17 protein-coding genes and 1 pseudogene are annotated in these 18,271 nt (G+C 51.3%); 14 read left to right on the top strand and 4 right to left on the bottom strand.

What is annotated here, in order from left to right; all coding sequences use genetic code 11:
* The first annotated feature begins 59 nt into the window (after nucleotides 1-59).
* Nucleotides 60-1,061, top strand: coding sequence for an adenosine deaminase (add, locus tag HV318_RS01570; RefSeq protein ID WP_182271238.1), 1,002 nt, complete (start codon nucleotides 60-62; stop codon nucleotides 1,059-1,061).
* A 43-nt stretch (nucleotides 1,062-1,104) separates the two neighbouring features.
* On the opposite strand, the gene HV318_RS01565 is transcribed toward add, so the two are convergent.
* Nucleotides 1,105-2,145: an oxidoreductase gene (locus HV318_RS01565; RefSeq protein ID WP_182271237.1), complete on the bottom strand. Its 1,041-nt coding sequence runs from the start codon at nucleotides 2,143-2,145 to the stop codon at nucleotides 1,105-1,107.
* Nucleotides 2,146-2,388: 243 nt separating this feature from the next.
* Here HV318_RS01565 and blr point away from each other — a divergent pair, with 243 nt between their 5' ends.
* From blr to nth, 10 genes are all read left to right on the top strand, one after another.
* Nucleotides 2,389-2,514 (top strand): division septum protein Blr, encoded by a 126-nt coding sequence (gene blr / locus HV318_RS01560; RefSeq protein ID WP_168112406.1) that lies wholly within the window; start codon nucleotides 2,389-2,391, stop codon nucleotides 2,512-2,514.
* A 232-nt stretch (nucleotides 2,515-2,746) separates the two neighbouring features.
* Nucleotides 2,747-2,962, top strand: coding sequence for a transcription modulator YdgT (gene ydgT, locus HV318_RS01555; RefSeq protein WP_013096896.1), 216 nt, complete (start codon nucleotides 2,747-2,749; stop codon nucleotides 2,960-2,962).
* Nucleotides 2,963-3,049: 87 nt separating this feature from the next.
* Nucleotides 3,050-3,490 (top strand): DUF2569 domain-containing protein, encoded by a 441-nt coding sequence (locus tag HV318_RS01550; protein WP_182271236.1) that lies wholly within the window; start codon nucleotides 3,050-3,052, stop codon nucleotides 3,488-3,490.
* A 76-nt stretch (nucleotides 3,491-3,566) separates the two neighbouring features.
* Complete coding sequence (rsxA, locus tag HV318_RS01545; RefSeq protein ID WP_182271235.1) at nucleotides 3,567-4,148, top strand: electron transport complex subunit RsxA; 582 nt, start codon at nucleotides 3,567-3,569, stop codon at nucleotides 4,146-4,148.
* The gene (gene rsxB, locus HV318_RS01540; RefSeq protein WP_182271234.1) at nucleotides 4,148-4,726 is read left to right on the top strand and encodes an electron transport complex subunit RsxB; all 579 of its coding nucleotides are present in this window, start codon (nucleotides 4,148-4,150) and stop codon (nucleotides 4,724-4,726) included. Before rsxA ends, rsxB begins: the two co-directional genes overlap by 1 nt.
* Nucleotides 4,719-6,740, top strand: a complete 2,022-nt coding sequence (gene rsxC / locus HV318_RS01535; protein WP_182271233.1) for an electron transport complex subunit RsxC — start codon at nucleotides 4,719-4,721, stop codon at nucleotides 6,738-6,740. Before rsxB ends, rsxC begins: the two co-directional genes overlap by 8 nt.
* Nucleotides 6,741-7,793 (top strand): electron transport complex subunit RsxD, encoded by a 1,053-nt coding sequence (rsxD, locus tag HV318_RS01530; protein WP_182271232.1) that lies wholly within the window; start codon nucleotides 6,741-6,743, stop codon nucleotides 7,791-7,793.
* A 10-nt stretch (nucleotides 7,794-7,803) separates the two neighbouring features.
* A complete protein-coding gene (gene rsxG, locus HV318_RS01525) occupies nucleotides 7,804-8,424 on the top strand; it encodes an electron transport complex subunit RsxG (RefSeq protein WP_182271231.1) in 621 nt (206 codons plus the stop codon).
* Nucleotides 8,425-8,426: 2 nt separating this feature from the next.
* Nucleotides 8,427-9,113 carry an electron transport complex subunit E gene (gene rsxE / locus HV318_RS01520; RefSeq protein WP_182271230.1) on the top strand — a complete coding sequence of 229 codons (687 nt, stop codon included), beginning with the start codon at nucleotides 8,427-8,429 and terminating at the stop codon, nucleotides 9,111-9,113.
* Nucleotides 9,110-9,745, top strand: a complete 636-nt coding sequence (gene nth, locus HV318_RS01515) for an endonuclease III (RefSeq protein WP_182271229.1) — start codon at nucleotides 9,110-9,112, stop codon at nucleotides 9,743-9,745. The genes rsxE and nth overlap by 4 nt, the downstream gene beginning before the upstream one ends.
* 74 nt (nucleotides 9,746-9,819) lie before the next feature.
* Here nth and HV318_RS01510 read toward each other — a convergent pair.
* Both HV318_RS01510 and crrC read right to left on the bottom strand, forming a co-directional pair.
* Nucleotides 9,820-12,902 (bottom strand): annotated as a pseudogene (locus HV318_RS01510) (multidrug efflux RND transporter permease subunit).
* A 296-nt stretch (nucleotides 12,903-13,198) separates the two neighbouring features.
* A complete protein-coding gene (gene crrC, locus HV318_RS01505) occupies nucleotides 13,199-13,585 on the bottom strand; it encodes a colistin resistant protein CrrC (protein WP_182271228.1) in 387 nt (128 codons plus the stop codon).
* Nucleotides 13,586-13,966: 381 nt separating this feature from the next.
* Between crrC and HV318_RS01500 the strand changes: the two genes are divergently transcribed.
* A complete protein-coding gene (locus tag HV318_RS01500; RefSeq protein WP_182271227.1) occupies nucleotides 13,967-14,671 on the top strand; it encodes a response regulator in 705 nt (234 codons plus the stop codon).
* Entirely contained in the window at nucleotides 14,668-15,735 is a 1,068-nt protein-coding gene (locus tag HV318_RS01495) for an ATP-binding protein (RefSeq protein WP_182271226.1), read from the top strand. The genes HV318_RS01500 and HV318_RS01495 overlap by 4 nt, the downstream gene beginning before the upstream one ends.
* 24 nt (nucleotides 15,736-15,759) lie before the next feature.
* Here the strand turns inward: HV318_RS01495 and HV318_RS01490 are convergent, their stop codons facing one another.
* Complete coding sequence (locus tag HV318_RS01490) at nucleotides 15,760-16,674, bottom strand: ATP-grasp fold amidoligase family protein (protein WP_182271225.1); 915 nt, start codon at nucleotides 16,672-16,674, stop codon at nucleotides 15,760-15,762.
* A gap of 422 nt (nucleotides 16,675-17,096) precedes the next feature.
* Between HV318_RS01490 and HV318_RS01485 the strand changes: the two genes are divergently transcribed.
* The gene (locus HV318_RS01485) at nucleotides 17,097-17,669 is read left to right on the top strand and encodes a cytochrome b (RefSeq protein WP_182271224.1); all 573 of its coding nucleotides are present in this window, start codon (nucleotides 17,097-17,099) and stop codon (nucleotides 17,667-17,669) included.
* The last annotated feature ends 602 nt before the right edge of the window (nucleotides 17,670-18,271 follow it).

The following is an 18,271-nucleotide window of genomic DNA, read 5'->3' as shown; positions in this document are numbered from 1 at the left end:
ATTTTTACCCCGTTTTGTTTTTATAATATGACGCACTTTAACCAGAAAAGAGTGCGACCATGATTGATACAAGCCTTCCTTTAACTGATATTCATCGTCACCTTGACGGTAACATTCGTGCCCAAACCATTCTCGATCTTGGCCGCCAGTTCAATTTAACTCTTCCTGCTCAAACGCTTGAAACCTTGATCCCTCACGTTCAGGTCACCTCAAATGAACCGGATCTGGTCAGTTTTCTGAGCAAGCTCGACTGGGGCGTGAAAATGCTGGCCTCGCTGGACGCCTGCCGCCGTGTCGCCTTTGAGAACATTGAAGATGCTGCCCGTAACGGCCTGCATTATGTCGAACTGCGCTTCTCGCCAGGTTATATGGCAATGAACCACAACCTGCCGGTTGCAGGTGTGGTGGAAGCCGTGATTGAAGGCGTGCGCGAAGGGTGCAAAGCCTTCGATGTACAGGCGCGTCTGATTGGCATTATGAGCCGTACGTTCGGTGAAGCGGCCTGCCTGCAGGAACTGGAAGCGCTGCTGGCACATCGTGACCAGATCACCGCCGTCGATCTGGCCGGTGACGAGCTGGGCTTCCCGGGTCATCTGTTCCTCTCTCATTTCAACCGCGCACGCGATGCAGGCTGGCATATCACCGTTCATGCAGGCGAAGCGGCAGGCCCGGAAAGTATCTGGCAGGCGATCCGTGAACTGGGTGCCGAGCGTATTGGCCACGGCGTGAAGGCAGTAGAAGATCGCGCGCTGATGGATTTCCTTGCAGAACAGCGCATTGGCATTGAATCTTGCCTGACCTCCAACATCCAGACCAGCACGGTGCCAACGCTGGCGCAGCATCCGCTGAAAACGTTCCTGGAGCATGGCGTTCTGGCCTCGCTGAACACCGACGATCCGGCCGTTCAGGGGGTGGATATTATCCACGAATACAACATCGCTGCACCGCAGGCGGGGCTGAGCCGCGAGCAGATCCGTCAGGCACAAATTAACGGGCTGGAAAGTGCCTTCTTAACACCAGCGGAGAAACAGGCGCTACGCGAGAAGGTCGCTCAGAAGTAACATTATTGCCGGGTCGCACTGCGCGTACCCGGCCTGCAAGGATCTACGCCAGACAAAGCGTCGCGCGATGTTTGGCGGATTCAATCCCCAGTTCGATCAGCTCCATAATCTGGATAGCCTGACTGGCCGGAATCGGGTTTTCCCCGACACCGTTCAGCGCATCACGGACAGAGGCATAAAACGCGGGATAGTTACCCGGCAGAGTCAGCAGCGTTTCCTCAACCATCTCCTCACCTTCAACACGAGTCACTACGCCATCCCGCATGTCGTAACCCCAGTCTTCCTGCGGTAAACGCTCCCCGTTTTTCAGACGGTCTTCCTGCGGATCCAGACCAAACTTCACGTAGCTCCCCCGCGTACCGTGGAGGATATACCGCGCAGATTCTGCGGCGGCCAGCATCGTTCCGTGAAGCACGACACGGCGCTGCGGGTAACTTAAGATTGCGTGAAAGTAATCCGTCGTTTGTGCGCCAGGCCTGAGCTGAGCCAGATCAACCGTCATGCTTACCGGCAGGCCAAACAGATTCACGGTCTGGTCGAGCAGATGCGGGGCTAAATCGTACCAGATACCGCTACCCGGCCCCGCCAGTTCCCGCCAGCGGTTACGCACCTGGGGACGGAAACGGTCAAAATGCGATTCAAAATAAACAATTTCCCCCAGTGTCCCCTCGCTGAGGAGCGCTTTTACCGTCAGAAAATCGCTGTCCCAGCGTCGGTTGTGGAATACCGACAGCAGTCTGCCAGAACTTCTTGCCAGCGCATCCAGTTCACGCGCCTGTGACAACGTCACGGTAAAGGGTTTATCGACAACCACATGCTTAGCGGCTTCCAGTGCGGCCTTCGCCAGCGGAAAGTGCGTGTCGTTCGGGGTGGGGATAACAATTAAATCAATATCTGGATCGTTGAAAAGATGTTTGGGCTCAGAGACCACCGGAACGGTGGGCCAGTCTGCATGCACTTTGGTTGCATCGCTGCTTGAAACCGCCGCCAGCGTCATTCCCGGCGTTCCGGCAATCAGAGGCGCGTGAAATGTTTTACTTGCATACCCGTAACCAATAAGCCCGACACGGATGCTATCACTCATAGTGTTGCCCTCTCATGTGATGTTCTTATTTCACACTGGCTATCCTGGTGTCACTACAGATTAATAATGTGCCATATGACTTAGAATAGCATCCTGTGCCGGTTGTTTTTGTTACATTAATGTAACCTTCTGATTTTGCTTAGGGGAAACGTTCCCAAAGCGCTTGCCGTGACAGAAACAGCACTGTAACATTTGCAATCTGTATTTATGGATAAATTACAAACACGAATCATGACGTCAATTATTAATAGAATCATTGAATTAGCGGGATGGATTGTTCTTGGGGTTTCGGTCATTTTGCTCGGCGTTGCCAGTCATATCGATAACTACCAGCCGCCGGAGCCTGTCACTGTCGCGCAACCGAAGTAGCCCGGGCTGCAATAAAGAGTGACATAATATGTCAGTTACTTATTGCCAGTCGTGTTGAACACGGTTAACCTTCTCTTCCAGGCATCAGTCGATGCCTGAATCTTTCAGCAAAGAAAACTCCTAATTTCGTCGCGTTACCTGAGTGGGCTGTTTACGTCTTTATTAATCCGTTTATTATTCGAACGAATTACCTTTAATGGTATTACTCACTTTTATATGGAAACTTATTAACATGACAGTTCAGGACTATTTATTAAAATTTCGCAAGATCAATTCCCTTGAGAGCCTGGAAAAACTGTTTGACCATCTGAACTACACGCTGTCGGATAATCAGGACATCATTAATATGTATCGCGCCGCTGACCATCGCCGTGCGGAGCTTGTCTCTGGTGGCCGTTTGTTCAACGTCGGTGAAGTGCCTAAATCTGTATGGCGTTACGTTTTATAAGAAAGTAGCCATCCGCGCGAAATGTTATATACTCTCCGCCCTGCAAACTGGCTGTACAACATTTCGCGCAGACTTATGGGAGAGTTCATGACCGCAACGCCTGGAGAAAGAATTGGAGGCTGGTTAATCGCCCCACTGGCATGGCTGCTGGTTGCCTTATTAAGCGCCTCACTTGCGCTGTTGCTTTACACTACAGCACTGATTACACCTCATGCAATCCAGACCCTGATGTCGCAAAGCGTGCTTAATATTGCGATGTGGTTTGTGTCTTTCGTTTTCGCGATCGCCATGTGGTACTACACGCTGTGGCTCACCATTGCGTTCTTTAAACGCCGCAAGAGTGTACCGAAACACTACATTATCTGGCTGCTCATTTCGGTGCTGCTGGCGGTAAAGGCGTTTGCTTTTTCACCGGTTTCCGACGCTCTGGCCGTTCGTCAGCTGCTCTTCCCGCTGCTGGCGGCTGCGCTGCTGGTGCCTTACTTCAAGCGTTCGACGCGGGTGAAAAAAACCTTCGTCAACCCGTAATAACCTTACAGTTAACCTGTTGTCGCCTGTTGTGGTTTATCCGATAATGGGTGGCTTTTTTATTTCAGGCTGAATAATGACCGATTACTTACTGCTCTTTGTCGGGACTGTGCTGGTTAACAACTTCGTTCTGGTGAAGTTTCTTGGCCTGTGCCCGTTTATGGGGGTTTCCAAAAAGCTGGAAACTGCAATGGGCATGGGGCTGGCGACAACCTTCGTCATGACGCTGGCCTCTGTCTGCGCGTGGTGGATTGATACCTGGATCCTCATCCCGCTGGGGTTAACCTATCTCCGCACGCTGGCTTTTATCCTGGTTATCGCGGTTGTTGTGCAATTTACCGAAATGGTGGTGCGCAAAACCAGCCCTGCGCTGTATCGCCTGCTGGGCATCTTTTTGCCGCTGATCACCACCAACTGCGCCGTACTTGGCGTGGCACTGCTGAACATCAACCTCGGGCATAACTTCATGCAATCGGCGCTGTATGGCTTCTCTGCCGCCGTCGGTTTCTCGCTGGTGATGGTGCTGTTTGCCTCTATTCGTGAACGCCTGGCGGCTGCGGACATCCCTGCGCCCTTTCGCGGGAATGCGATTGCACTGGTGACCGCAGGTTTAATGTCTTTGGCCTTTATGGGCTTTAGTGGGCTGGTGAAGTTGTAATGAATGCTATCTGGATTGCCATCGCCTCCATCAGCGTCCTGGGGTTGATGTTTGGCCTGATTCTGGGTTACGCCTCCCGTCGGTTTGCGGTCGAGGACGATCCGGTTGTAGAAAAAATTGATGAGCTCCTGCCGCAAAGCCAGTGTGGGCAATGTGGTTACCCTGGCTGTCGCCCCTATGCAGAAGCCGTCGGTATTCAGGGTGAGAAAATCAACCGCTGTGCGCCAGGTGGCGAAGCGGTGATGCTGAAAATAGCGGCCCTGCTTAACGTTGATCCGCAGCCTGTTGATGGTGATGCGGAGGTACAGGAGCCGGTTCGGGCCCTTGCCGTGATCGACGAAGCAAACTGTATTGGCTGTACCAAATGTATTCAGGCCTGCCCTGTCGACGCCATTGTTGGCGCAACCCGCGCCATGCATACCGTAGTGGCAGATCTGTGCACCGGCTGTAATCTCTGCGTGGCCCCCTGCCCGACACAGTGCATAGAATTGCGTCCGGTCGAAACGACTACCGAAAGCTGGAAGTGGGATCTTCAAACCATTCCGGTTCGCATCATTCCTGTGGAACAACATGCTTAAGTTATTTTCTGCGTTCAGAAAAGAGAAGATTTGGGACTTTGACGGCGGTATTCATCCGCCAGAGATGAAAACCCAGTCCAACGGTACGCCGCTGCGTCAAATTCCGCTGGCCACCCGTTACGTCATGCCGCTGAAACAACATATCGGCGCGGAAGGTGAACTGTGCGTAAAAGAAGGTGACATTGTCCTTCGCGGCCAGCCGCTGACCTTTGGTCGCGGACGTATGCTGCCGATACACGCCCCAACGTCCGGCAAAGTGGTGTCGATTGCGCCCCATACCGTTGCCCACCCTTCTGCACTGTCTGAACTGAGCGTCGTTATTGAAGCCGACGGTGAAGATCGCTGGATAGACCGTGACGGCTGGAGCGACTACCGCACCCAGAGTCGTGAAGCACTTATCGAACGCATTCATCAGTTCGGCGTTGCCGGTCTGGGTGGTGCAGGGTTCCCGACGGGCACCAAACTGCGCGGCGGCGGCGATAAAATTCAGACGCTGATCATCAATGCCGCCGAGTGCGAGCCATATATCACCGCCGATGACCGTCTGATGCAGGACTGTGCTGCACAGGTGGTGGAAGGTATCCGTATCCTCGCGCACATCCTGCAGCCGCGCGACGTGCTGATTGGTATTGAAGATAACAAACCGCAGGCCATTTCCATGCTGCGCGCAGTACTGGCAGGCTGTCATGATATCAGCCTGCGCGTTATCCCGACTAAATACCCGTCAGGTGGCGCGAAACAGCTGACACAAATTTTGACCGGTAAACAGGTTCCGCACGGCGGACGCTCCTCCGATATTGGCGTGCTGATGCAAAACGTCGGTACCGCCTATGCCGTGAAGCGTGCAGTGATTGACGGTGAACCGCTGACCGAGCGCGTGGTGACGCTGACCGGGGAGTCAGTTTCCCGGCCTGGCAACGTCTGGGCGCGTCTGGGTACGCCAGTGCGTCATCTTCTGGATCAGGCCGGGTTCTGCCCTGGCAGTGACCAGATGGTGATTATGGGGGGCCCTCTGATGGGCTTTACCCTGCCGTGGCTGGATGTCCCGGTCGTGAAGATCACCAACTGCCTGCTCGCCCCTTCCCCGACGGAAATGGGCGAAGAGCAGGAAGAGAAAGGCTGTATTCGTTGTAGCGCCTGCGCCGACGCCTGCCCGGCGGATCTGCTCCCGCAGCAGTTGTACTGGTACAGCAAAGGTCAGCTGCACGATAAAGCCAAAGCACATAACCTTGCCGACTGTATAGAATGCGGTGCCTGCGCCTGGGTGTGTCCAAGCAACATCCCGCTGGTGCAATATTTCCGTCAGGAGAAGGCTGAAATTTATGCCATCTCCCAGGAAGAGAAACGCGCTGCCGACGCAAAAGCCCGTTTTGAAGCCCGTCAGGCACGACTCGAACGCGAGAAAATGGCCCGTCAGGAGCGCCATAAGCAGGCAGCCGTCCAGCCTGGAGAGAAAGATCAGGATGCGATAAACGCCGCGCTGGCTCGCGTGCGGGAGAAAAAAGCTACCGCCGCACAAACCGTGGTGATCCCGGCAGGCGAGAAACCGGATAACAGCGAAGCCATTGCCGCCCGTGAAGCGCGTAAGGCCGCAGCACGCGCACGTCAGGCAGAGAAAGCACAAGACGTACAGCCGGAAGTGAACGCCGATCCGCGTAAAGCTGCCGTTGAAGCGGCTATTGCTCGCGCCAAAGCGCGTAAAGCCGGACAGCAGGACGTGGTTGTTGAGCCTGAACAGGTTGACCCACGTAAGGCTGCAGTGGAAGCGGCTATCGCCCGCGCCAAAGCGCGTAAAGCCGCGCAGCTGGAGCAAACCACGGAGTCAGACGCGCCGGTTGATCCGCGCAAAGCTGCCGTTGAAGCAGCGATTGCCCGGGCCAAAGCACGCAAAGCGGCACAGCAGGAAGAACAGCCCCTGACCGCAAATGACGATCCACGCAAAGCCGCCGTCGCTGCCGCGATTGCGCGCGTTCAGGCGAAGAAAGCCGCACAGCAAGCAGTTAACGAGGATTAAATGGTTTTCAGAATCGCAAGTTCCCCCTACACCCATAACCAGCGTCAGACGTCCCGGATTATGATGCTGGTCTGTCTGGCCGCACTGCCGGGCATCGCCGTACAGTGCTGGTTTTTCGGCTGGGGAACCCTTTTCCAGTTAGTCCTGGGTTGCGCCAGTGCGTTAACGGCTGAAGCGCTGGTGCTGAAGCTGCGTAAGATGGATGTCTCCCGTATTCTGAGCGACAACTCCGCGCTGTTAACCGGCCTGCTACTGGCTATCAGTATTCCACCGTTTGCTCCGTGGTGGATGGTGGTTCTCGGTACCGTGTTCGCAGTGATCATTGCCAAACAACTCTATGGCGGGCTGGGCCATAACCCGTTTAACCCGGCGATGATCGGTTACGTGGTTCTGCTGATCTCCTTCCCGGTACAGATGACCAGCTGGTTGCCGCCGCACGAAATAGCAGCCACAGTGCCAGGTTTTATGGATGCCCTGCAGATGATCTTTACCAGCCATACGGCATCCGGTGCCGATATGAACACGCTGCGTATGGGTGTGGACGGTATCAGCCAGGCCACCCCACTTGATACCTTTAAAACCTCCCTGCATGCCGGGCACAGCGTTGAGCAGATCATGAAATCGGCGATTTACAGCGGTGTGCTGGCAGGTGCTGGCTGGCAGTGGGTCAACCTGGCGTATCTGCTGGGTGGCGTGTTCCTGTTGCAACAAAAAGCGATTCGCTGGCATATTCCGGTCAGTTTCCTTGTGACGCTGGCAGTCTGTTCCACGCTGGGCTGGGTGTTTTCTCCTGAGTCACTTGCCAGCCCGCAGATGCATCTACTCTCCGGCGCGACCATGCTGGGTGCGTTCTTTATCCTGACCGACCCGGTCACAGCGTCTACCACCAATCGCGGTCGCCTGATTTTCGGCGCGCTCGCCGGGCTGCTGGTGTGGCTTATTCGTAGCTTTGGCGGCTACCCGGACGGTGTTGCCTTCGCCGTCCTGCTTGCCAACATCACCGTTCCGCTCATTGACTACTACACGCGTCCGCGTGTGTATGGTCATCGTTAAGGGTTTCGCTATGCTGAAAACAATGCAAAAACATGGCGTCACGCTGGCCATTTTCGCCGCCGTCCTGACAGGGCTGACGGCGCTGGTAAACGCACTGACCAAAACGACCATTGATGAACAGGCAGCGAAGCAGCAAAAAGCGTTGTTCGATCAGGTGATCCCGTCTGACGTCTACGATAATGATCTGCAGAAAAGCTGTTTCGTGGTGCAGGCACCGCAGTTAGGCAAAGGCACACATCGCGTCTTTATTGCCCGCAAAGGGGATAAGGCCGTGGGCGCGGTCATGGAAGCGACGGCCCCCGACGGGTATTCCGGTGCCATTCAACTGCTCGTTGGCAGCGATTTTTCCGGTACCGTGCTGGGTACCCGCGTGACGGCACATCATGAAACGCCAGGGCTGGGAGATAAAATCGAACTGCGTCTGAGCGACTGGATTTTGCATTTTGCCGGTAAAGTGATCCACGGTGAGACAGACACGGCTTTCGCCGTGAAGAAAGATGGCGGCGAATTCGACCAGTTCACGGGCGCAACCATTACCCCGCGCGCCGTCGTCAATGCCGTAAAACGAGCCGGGTTGTATGCAGAAACACTGCCCGCGCAAATTAATAATCTTCCGGCCTGTGAGGAGTAGTCATGAGCCAGGTTAAAGAGGTTATCGTCCAGGGGCTGTGGAAAAACAACTCCGCACTGGTGCAATTGCTGGGGATGTGCCCGCTGCTGGCAGTGACATCCACCGCCACCAACGCGCTTGGCCTGGGGCTGGCGACAACGCTGGTGCTGACCCTGACCAACCTGTCCATCTCCGCGCTGCGACGCTGGACACCGTCGGAAATCCGCATTCCGATTTACGTGATGATCATCGCTTCGGTGGTGAGTATCGTTCAGATGCTGATTAACGCCTATGCTTTTGGTCTGTACCAGTCTCTGGGGATTTTTATTCCGCTTATCGTGACCAACTGTATTGTGGTCGGACGCGCTGAAGCCTTTGCGGTGAAGAACAGCCCGGCAATGTCAGCCCTGGATGGTTTTTCCATCGGCATGGGTGCGACCTGCGCAATGTTTGTTCTGGGATCTCTGCGTGAAATTCTGGGCAACGGAACGCTGTTTGACGGTGCCGATGCGCTGCTGGGCGGCTGGGCAAAAGCGTTGCGTATCGAGGTGTTCCATACGGATACACCATTCCTGCTGGCGATGTTACCGCCGGGCGCTTTTATTGGCCTCGGCATGATGCTGGCGGTAAAATATCTGATTGATGAGAAACGTAAACGCCGTGCTGCCGAGCGCAGCGTACAGGAAGGGATACCCGAGAAGGCCTCATGAATAAAGAAAAACGCATCGCGATCCTGACCCGTCTGCGGGACGAGAACCCACATCCGACGACGGAGCTGAATTTTAACTCGCCGTTTGAGCTATTGATCGCCGTGTTGCTTTCGGCGCAGGCCACTGACGTGAGCGTCAATAAAGCGACTGCCCTGCTCTATCCGGTAGCCAACACGCCAAAGGCGATGCTGGAGCTTGGTGTAGATGGCGTGAAGTCGTATATCAAAACCATCGGCCTGTTTAACAGCAAAGCGGAAAACGTCATCAAGACCTGCCGGATTTTGCTTGAACAGCACGGCGGTGAAGTACCGGAAGATCGTGCTGCGCTGGAGGCGTTACCTGGCGTTGGGCGTAAAACAGCTAACGTGGTGTTGAACACTGCGTTTGGCTGGCCAACTATCGCCGTTGACACCCATATTTTCCGCGTATCCAACCGCACTCGCTTCGCACCGGGTAAGAACGTAGAACAGGTTGAAGAGAAACTGTTAAAAGTGGTTCCCGCCGAATTTAAGGTCGATTGCCATCACTGGTTGATTCTGCATGGCCGTTATACCTGCATTGCGCGCAAGCCTCGCTGCGGCTCCTGTATCATTGAAGATCTCTGCGAATACGATAGCAAAGAATCATTGTAAGGGTTGCAGGCGGCAGTGACGTCAGAATGCCCCGGCAGATGATGCTGTCGGGGCATGACGTTCTGTCTGGCTTCCTACTTTTTCCGCGTGTCAATGAAACGCATAATCACCACATAGAAAACGGGCACAAAGAAAACGGCGAGTAAAGTACCACTTATCATACCGCCGAAAACGCCCGTACCAATTGCGTGCTGCGTACTGTCGCTTGCTCCGCTGGCGAACATCAGTGGCACGACCCCCAGCGTAAAAGCAAGTGACGTCATGAGTATCGGCCTTAAGCGTTGCTTCGACGCAGCTAAAGTTGCCTGTATCAACGTGTGACCCTGAGCCCGTAACTGCCTCGCAAACTCTATAATCAGAATCGCATTTTTGGCAGACAGCCCTATCAGGGTTATCAGCCCCACTTTGAAAAAGACATCGTTCGTCATATTCGCAATGGTCACAGCCAGAACCGCGCCGAGGAGCCCCAGCGGAACAACCAGCATAACCGCAAACGGAATAGACCAGCTTTCATACAGTGCCGCCAAAACCATAAACACCACTAAAATCGACAGGACAATGAGCCCCGGGAGTTGAGATGCAGACTCTTTTTCCTGTAATGAGCTGCCCGCCCATTCTCCTGCAAAGCCTGCGGGTAAACGCCCTGCCAGCGTTTCCATCTCTGCCATCGCACCCCCCGGAGCCGCGCTGCCGGTGATGCGTATAGCAGGATACCCCTGATAACGATTTAACTGCTGTGGTGCGACGGCCCAGGATTGGGTCACAAATGTCGACAAGGGTACCATTTGCCCCAAGCGGTTTTTTACCGGGATGTTCAGTAACTGCTCAGGCTGCATGCGGTAAGGTGCATCGGCCTGTACAATAACCTGCTGAACCCGGCCATTATTTGTGTAGTCATTGACGTAATTTGAGCCTGTTGTGACGGAAAGCGTTTGATTAATCTCTTCAAACGACACGCTCATGGCTTCCGCCTTTTCCCTGTCCACATTAAGGGCCAGGCGGGTTCCCTCCGGAAGCCCATCAATATAAACATCCGTCAATTGTGAACTCTGGTTGGCATGCCGCACGAGCTCATCCGCTGCATTTTTTAATGCCTGATACCCCTTCCCCCCTCTGTCCTGCAGGTAATAGGTAAATCCGGATGAGGTCCCCATATCGGAAATTGCCGGTGGAAGCAGGCTCATTGTGACCGCATCAGGAACAGCTTCCATTCTGGACTGGATATGGTCGGCTTCATCCTGCGCGGTGGCTCCCTTACGGTATTTCCAGTCTTTCAGCGTGGTGAAGGACATTGCCGAATTCGGCCCTGAACCTGAAAACCCAAATCCGAGGATCATGATGTTGCTTTCAATTGCCTGCCGTGACGCAATTTCATCTTCAAATGTTTTCACCACCTTCAGGGTACGCTGCATCGTGGCGTCTGCAGGCAGCTGGATAGAAGACATAAAGTAGCCTTGATCTTCGTCTGGCAGAAACGAAGAAGGTAACGAGGATAACCCGACAAACAAGGCACTACATAATGCAGCATACAGCAGCATCATGCGCCCGGTCCGCTTCAGAACACCGCCCAGACCGGACTCATAAAAGGACGTGAGCGTGTGGAAACGTGCGTTAAACCACAACGAAAACGCATTGCCTCTGTTCTTCTGGCCAGGTGGATGAGGCTTAAGCAACGTGGCACACAGCGCAGGTGTAAGCGTTAGCGCCAGAAATGCCGATAACAAAATAGACACGGCCATAGAAATACAAAATTGCCGGTAAATGATGCCGACGGAACCGGTCGCAAAACCCATTGGAATAAATACGGCGGTGAGTACGAGCGTAATGCCTATGATTGCTGGCGTGATCTCATGCATAGCTTCCCGCGTTGCATCCCGGGGAGACAACCCTTTTTCTTCCATCAGACGTTCGACGTTCTCTACGACAACAATGGCGTCATCAACGATGATGCCAATCGCCAGCACCATACCAAACATCGTCAGAATGTTGATGGAATAACCACTTAATAGCATCACGGTAAAGGTCCCCAGAAGTGCCACCGGTGCCACAATAGCCGGGATCAGCGTGCAACGTATCTTGTGCAGAAAAAGCAGCATCACAAGGAAGACCAGCACCATCGCTTCAGCAAAAGTCTGCATGACTTTCAGAATTGAAAGCTTCACAAAGGGAGCGGTATCAAAGGGAACCGTAAACGCCATCCCTTCAGGAAGAACACCTGAAAGCTCGCTAATCCGTTCGCGAATTCCCGATGCCGTGCTTATCGCATTTGCGCCAGGCGAAAGCTGGATAGCGGCTGCCGTGGCAGGTACCCCCTTCTCGCGGATGCCGAAAGCATAACTTTGCAGCCCGGACTCAACGCGAGCGATATCGGACAACTTCAGACGTGCGCCTGTCGTCTCTGACTTAATGGTGATATTGCGAAAAGCATCCACAGAGGAGAGCTGCCCCATCACCGTAATCGGATACGTCACCCCCTGCCCGGGTACTGTAGGCTCATCGCCCGTTCTGCCAGGTGAAACGATCATGTTTTGCTGGGCAACGGCAGTCAGTACGTCGGTGACAGAAAGGCCAAAACTGTGCAGTTTCATTGGATCCAGCCATATCCGCAGGGCTTTTTCACCGCCAAACAACTGAATTTTTCCCACGCCTGGCACCCGCCGAAGCTCATCGCTCACGTTTCTGGCAAAATAGTCGCTCAAATCTGCTTCCTGGTACTCTCCTGTGCTGGAGGTTAACCCCACATCATCAGAAACCCGGAATTTGCCGCCTCAACGTTAATACCGTTTTGACGAACTGCCTGAGGTAGACGGGGCTCCACAATTTTTATCTGGTTTTGCAGATCCATCTGAGCAAGTTTAATGTCTGTGCCAGGCCTGAACGTGACCGTAATAGAAGCTGTACCGCTGGTATCGCTGGAGGATTCAAAATAAAGCAAATTATCCACGCCAGAAATTTCACGTTCGATGAGTGAAACGACGGATGTGTTCATGACGTCAGGACTGACGCCAGGGTAACTGACCGAAATAATGATACCAGGCGGCACGACTGCCGGATACTGAGCGACGGGTAGACGCGGTATAGACAATATTCCAGTCAGAACGATGAACAGCGCCACTACCCAGGCGAAAACAGGACGTTCAATAAAAAATTGTGGCATTAAATATACTTCCAGTCAGCTAACATAACGTTCAGGTAAGTCAGAATGCTCCACCCGATAAACGTCTATCGTCGTCGGTTGTTACCCGTTTACCGGGATCCCGGAGTGGCAAAATTTTTGTAAGCAGCTGCGGAATGTCATCCAGATAAAGCGACATTCAGCATGTGTTGAGTCTACGGTGTACATGTTTAGAGTGTATGGGGGGTTTATGGAGGAAATGTTGAGCCAGGCTCAGAGATCTTGCGCCCCCCTATTTAGATAAATATGTAATATCTGAATTTGTGTTGCACATGCATTCAAATCATTCTCATGGTCAGATATAAAGGTGAGCCAATAAAAAAGATCAACAAAAAACATTCATAGTAAAAGACCAGATCGTCTATATCTGGCGGAACATTCAGCAGCGTGGTGAAGATAAGGATAAGGTAAGCAAAAATCACCACCAAACCAAAAGTCAAAATACATAACTCCTTAAGCGCCCCTGATTTTTTTTGCGAAATGAGTAACAGAACTGACATTGATATGCAGCCATAAATCAACGGTGACGAGAGGATGGTTGACGCCACTTGCTCTTCTTCATTGTGCATCAGAACCAGCCAAAGATAGAGCAACCCCCAGGACATTAACAGGAATACAAATGAGATGCTGATTTTTCTGGATACTGCATATTTTTTAATGTTCATACTCATTAGCGTCGAAATTTAATTAATGTGGCAAGTCATGGACAGGTTCTTTTTCCAGAAGTTCATTTGTTCACAGAATATATCCTTTCCATCTATACCTGAATGCACGCCCTGCACACTATTACACTACTGTGTTGAGTGTTTATTTCGGTAATGTGGAGCCAATATGGAGATACCATTCTAAATGACCTTTATCACTTACCTGATACAACAATGGAAATTTTCACTATAACTGCAACTTTTACATAAAAGGAGGGTCTGAATGCTTCATACAGACCTGACAGGTCAAACAATGGGCGTTAATTTGCTTTTGGTATCAAATTTTTCAGCCATATACTCAGATAAGACATAGTATATATTATCCGTACAACAGGAGATAAAATGAACAAAAACAACCTAATCCTGGTTGCCGAAGATGATGATGAAATAGCCGATATCCTGATGAGCTATTTACAACGTGCGGGAATGAAGACGCTCAGGGCGGCGGATGGCGAGCTGGCAATAAGCCTTAGTCGCCTTAATAAACCCGATCTTATCTTGCTGGACATCCACCTGCCCGTGTTTGATGGCTGGAGTGTCCTGACAACGTTGCGTAAAGAAAGTAATGTTCCCGTCATTATGGTCACCGCGCTTGATCAGGATGTGGATAAACTCATGGGCTTACGGCTTGGTGCTGATGATTATGTTATCAAACCCTTTAATCCTTCCGAGGTGGTTGCGAGGGTTGAAGCGGTGCTGCGCCGAACAAAACCCAACGCACAGCAGGCTGGTGCCAGACCACTCAGAACGCCATTTATTACCATCTACCCTGATGATTTCTATATTGAGATCACCGTCGGGAGTGACGTTGTTACCCCGGTACTGACAACAACCGAATTTAAGCTCCTGACTTATCTGGCCAGAAACCCGAGAAAAGTGTGTTCCCGTGAAGAATTACTTAACGCCTGCCTGCCTGAAGGCGACACGCTTGACCGAACGGTAGACAGCCACATGAGTAAACTGCGTAAAAAACTTGAACACGCAGGCCTTAAAGGGGTTCCAGAAAGTATAAGGGGGATGGGTTACCGGTTGGGTGAGAATAAATGAGAAAAGAGCCTATTCTGAGCCGTCAAATATTGACGTACATGCTATCGCTAACGTTCATCATCATTATTATCTCCATCGTGGGAACCTATTTATTTTATACCTTTTTAATAGATTACATTCCGGGAGGTCTGGCATCCGGAGAAGAAGACAAGATGACCTTGCTGGACTGGTCATGGATAATCATCGCGACAACAACCAGTCTGATGATTTCCCTCTTTTTCACATTGAAATTGTCAGCAAGAATACTGACTCCGCTAAACGCTGTAGCCTATAGCCTGAAACGCATTTCACAAGGGGATCTTGATGCCAGGGCGTATTGTGCTACGTCGCAGTTGGGGGAGATAAATAACCTTGTTAATGATTTCAACGAAATGGCCGAAAAGTTGCAAACGCTGGAGGCCCAGAGACAGTCGTGGAATGCGGCTATTGCCCATGAACTCAGAACACCCGTGACGATTCTGCGGGGACGGCTTCAGGGGCTGGTAGACGGTGTTTTTGAACCGGACGCGGCTTTGTTCAAAAATCTGCTCAAGCAAACCGAAGGGTTAACCCATCTGATTGAAGATCTCAGGGTTGTTAGCTCTTCCGGAGGAGCAGGTTATACATTATCACCCTGTGAAGTTGATCTTCAGGAAACGATAACAAGTGCGCTTGATGCCTTCGCGATGGAATTTAAAAGCAATCATTTCAATATTATAACTGAACTCAGACACCAGCACTGCGTCTGCGATCCCTTACGCATTATTCAGTGCCTGACCGTACTCTTTGATAATGCCTTACACTATTCAACATCGAAGACACTCGTCGTGAGAAATGGCGTTACTGATAAAGAAAACTACATTCTGATTGAGGATAAGGGCCCCGGCATTCCCCAACCATTTCAGAAATTTTTGTTCCAGCCCTTTCAGCGTGGAGAAGGCGCACGAGAAGCCAATCCCGAAGGGTGCGGGCTTGGGTTATCGGTGGTCAGAGCTATCATGTTAGCCCACAGTGGTGATGCAAGTTACAGGCTAACGCAGCAGAATCACTCAGTATTCAGGCTGTCATGGCCAGTGGTTAAGTAACGTCAGCGACATCATGAAACAGGCTCATGCGAGCCTGTTTTCTACTGGCGTTAAGTGCCACATCTCCCCGAGTCTGGCATCCCACTCTGACGGTGTTATTTTAAGCTTCCCGCGTTTTGGGCTTAATGTAATTTCACTGAAGTAGATTTCATCTTTGTTTAGCATAAGATCAACACGACAATAGTCTATTCCCTTTGCTAACTCCTGTGATGCAGTAATGGCATGACAAAATGATTCAGGCTCCTGAATCATATGTGGTGTATTCGGGTATTCCATCTGGAATGGTTGCAATCGCCAGGACCTATCATAAACATTGATAAAACCTTTCCCACTATCATCGGTGAAATCTGCCTCAACGAAGCAGGCAACACCATGAAAACAATGCACCCGCAGCATTTCAGGAGTATTGTTCCTGTCCTGACCCGAAAACAAATCTATGTACTCTTCGCAGAGAATGACTGGCTTGATATTCTTATATTGCCACTCCCTCGTGGTGTAATACATATTTCGCTTTAACGCAAATTTAAGCCTGTTCGCCGCTTTTGTGGTGTTAAATCCGTCCCGACTTGTGCAAATGACGGTGCTCCCGCAGTCATGATTACACTTCAGAACAAACTTCTCAGGTAACACGCTAAAATCGATATCTTCTGCTTTATTATAGATACTAATCAGAGGTACCGTTTTAATTTTTTGCGTTCTGGCGTGAACATACTCCCGAACCGCAAGCTTATCAGCAAGAAACGTATATAACGTGTTATGGTCAAATATCAGTCTGTGACATAGCTTTTCGTTCAGCGTTACAGGCTGCCTTAAGTTTGAAAGTTTACCCGATGATTTATAAAGTCTGGTTGTATGGAAGTGCAAGTCTGTTGTGAAAAAAGACCGCCATTTCCTGAGCAAATATTCAGCATATTTTAAATGACCGTTAAGTTTGTTCATTGTTCCTCCTGGGCACAATGAACATTTTGCTAGCGGATGATTGATTTATATTGTGCAAATTATGGAGAGGATATGGAGCAGGCCCTGCTATGGATATATTTTTTGCCGTTATTGACATAAGAGGCATACGTCAATTAGCATCCGATGAGGACGTTGCATAAAAATGAAGGCCGTAACATCGCTGTAATCGGTCTGAAGTAAGATATGCGCTGTCGCTATTTCGATAATAAAATAAGCAACCGTTCCATTCCAGGATAATTCGGCACTCTGTATGATATCCGGTATTGTCACAGAAGCGTCATTTTGGGTTGCTAAATAATAACTACGTCTGTACCAGACGATCAGATATAGCGCATCTGCTGAAGAGGATCGCTCCTCTTTCTGGACTGCATGGCATTCAACACTTTTCAGGATAATTACAAATGCAATGGCGCAACACCGCAACCCACTTTGGCGTGCTCGCTAAATTCTTCCACTGGACCACTGCTGCCGCGTTTATCGCCGCTTACATCGTCGTCTATTATGTCATCTGGTTCATGGACGACACTTCGCAGGGATCCTGGCCAGTACTCAATATTCATTGGGTACTGGGTTTACTGGTGGGCTTCCTGGTGCTTCCGCGCTTGCTGTGGCGGTTGCTGAACGTACAGCCTGAAGAAGTGCCCGGCTCCAGCCTTGAACACACGCTTGCGAGCGTCGCGCATTGGGGTCTGTACGGACTGCTGGTTATGATGCCGCTGACCGGATACCTCGGCACCGGGGCCCCCACGAATTTCGGGCTATTCAGCGTAACCGGCTTCAACGAAACCCGGCTGTTCGGGTGGATAAGCAGCACCTGGGGTTTGAGCTTTGAAGCATTTGAGGTGCCCATTGATGCAGTGCATCACTTTTTAGGTAAATGGGTGGCGTGGGTCGTGGTGGGTCTGCATATAGCCGCTGCACTTTTCCATCACTGGGTGCGTCGTGACGACGTGCTGACACGTATGTTGCCTTAGTCGATGGGCTGAAAATATTCGATGGCGTACTGAGCTATCACTGCTGGCATTCAGACAGGAATGCTGATTGCCAGCCAAAAAATCTCTATCGCTTAATATTCGTTTTCGTAACCCCTCTTCCTGTCAATTACCCGGTCATTTAGCACTCAAACAGGTTAATTGTTTTTTCATCACCCAAAATTTCTATACATCTGTGATCGAGATCACTCTGATAACGTCATGTTGGATTTTTGTTGTTAAAACCGCCGCAACCCCTTAGCCAGACAAGATTTAACCGCCCATCAGCAACATATAAGACCAGTCATTTTTCAGATTATAGGCTATATCACTGCCATAAAGGTCAAATAGCAGAACATATTGCCGAAAGGGGGCCTTCAGGGGTTTTTGGCAGTGAAAAAAACCACCAATGCTCAACCATCAAAATTTAACGCTGAATAACATTTGTATGACCCGATGATTATACCGCCCCAGTTATATGTAACAGAGTATTACAAACGTATTGCCAGACGGGTCAGGATAGTGAACATTACCCGCCGTTTCCCCTCCCAATATAACTATAAGGCGGATGGACTACGGCCATCACGCTATGAACACCCCCGTTA

The organism is Enterobacter sp. RHBSTW-00901 (assembly GCF_014103115.1).
GTDB lineage: Bacteria > Pseudomonadota > Gammaproteobacteria > Enterobacterales > Enterobacteriaceae > Enterobacter > Enterobacter cloacae_P.
The sequence above is the reverse complement of the archived record's forward strand: the minus strand, read 5'-3'. Positions and strand labels throughout refer to the sequence as shown.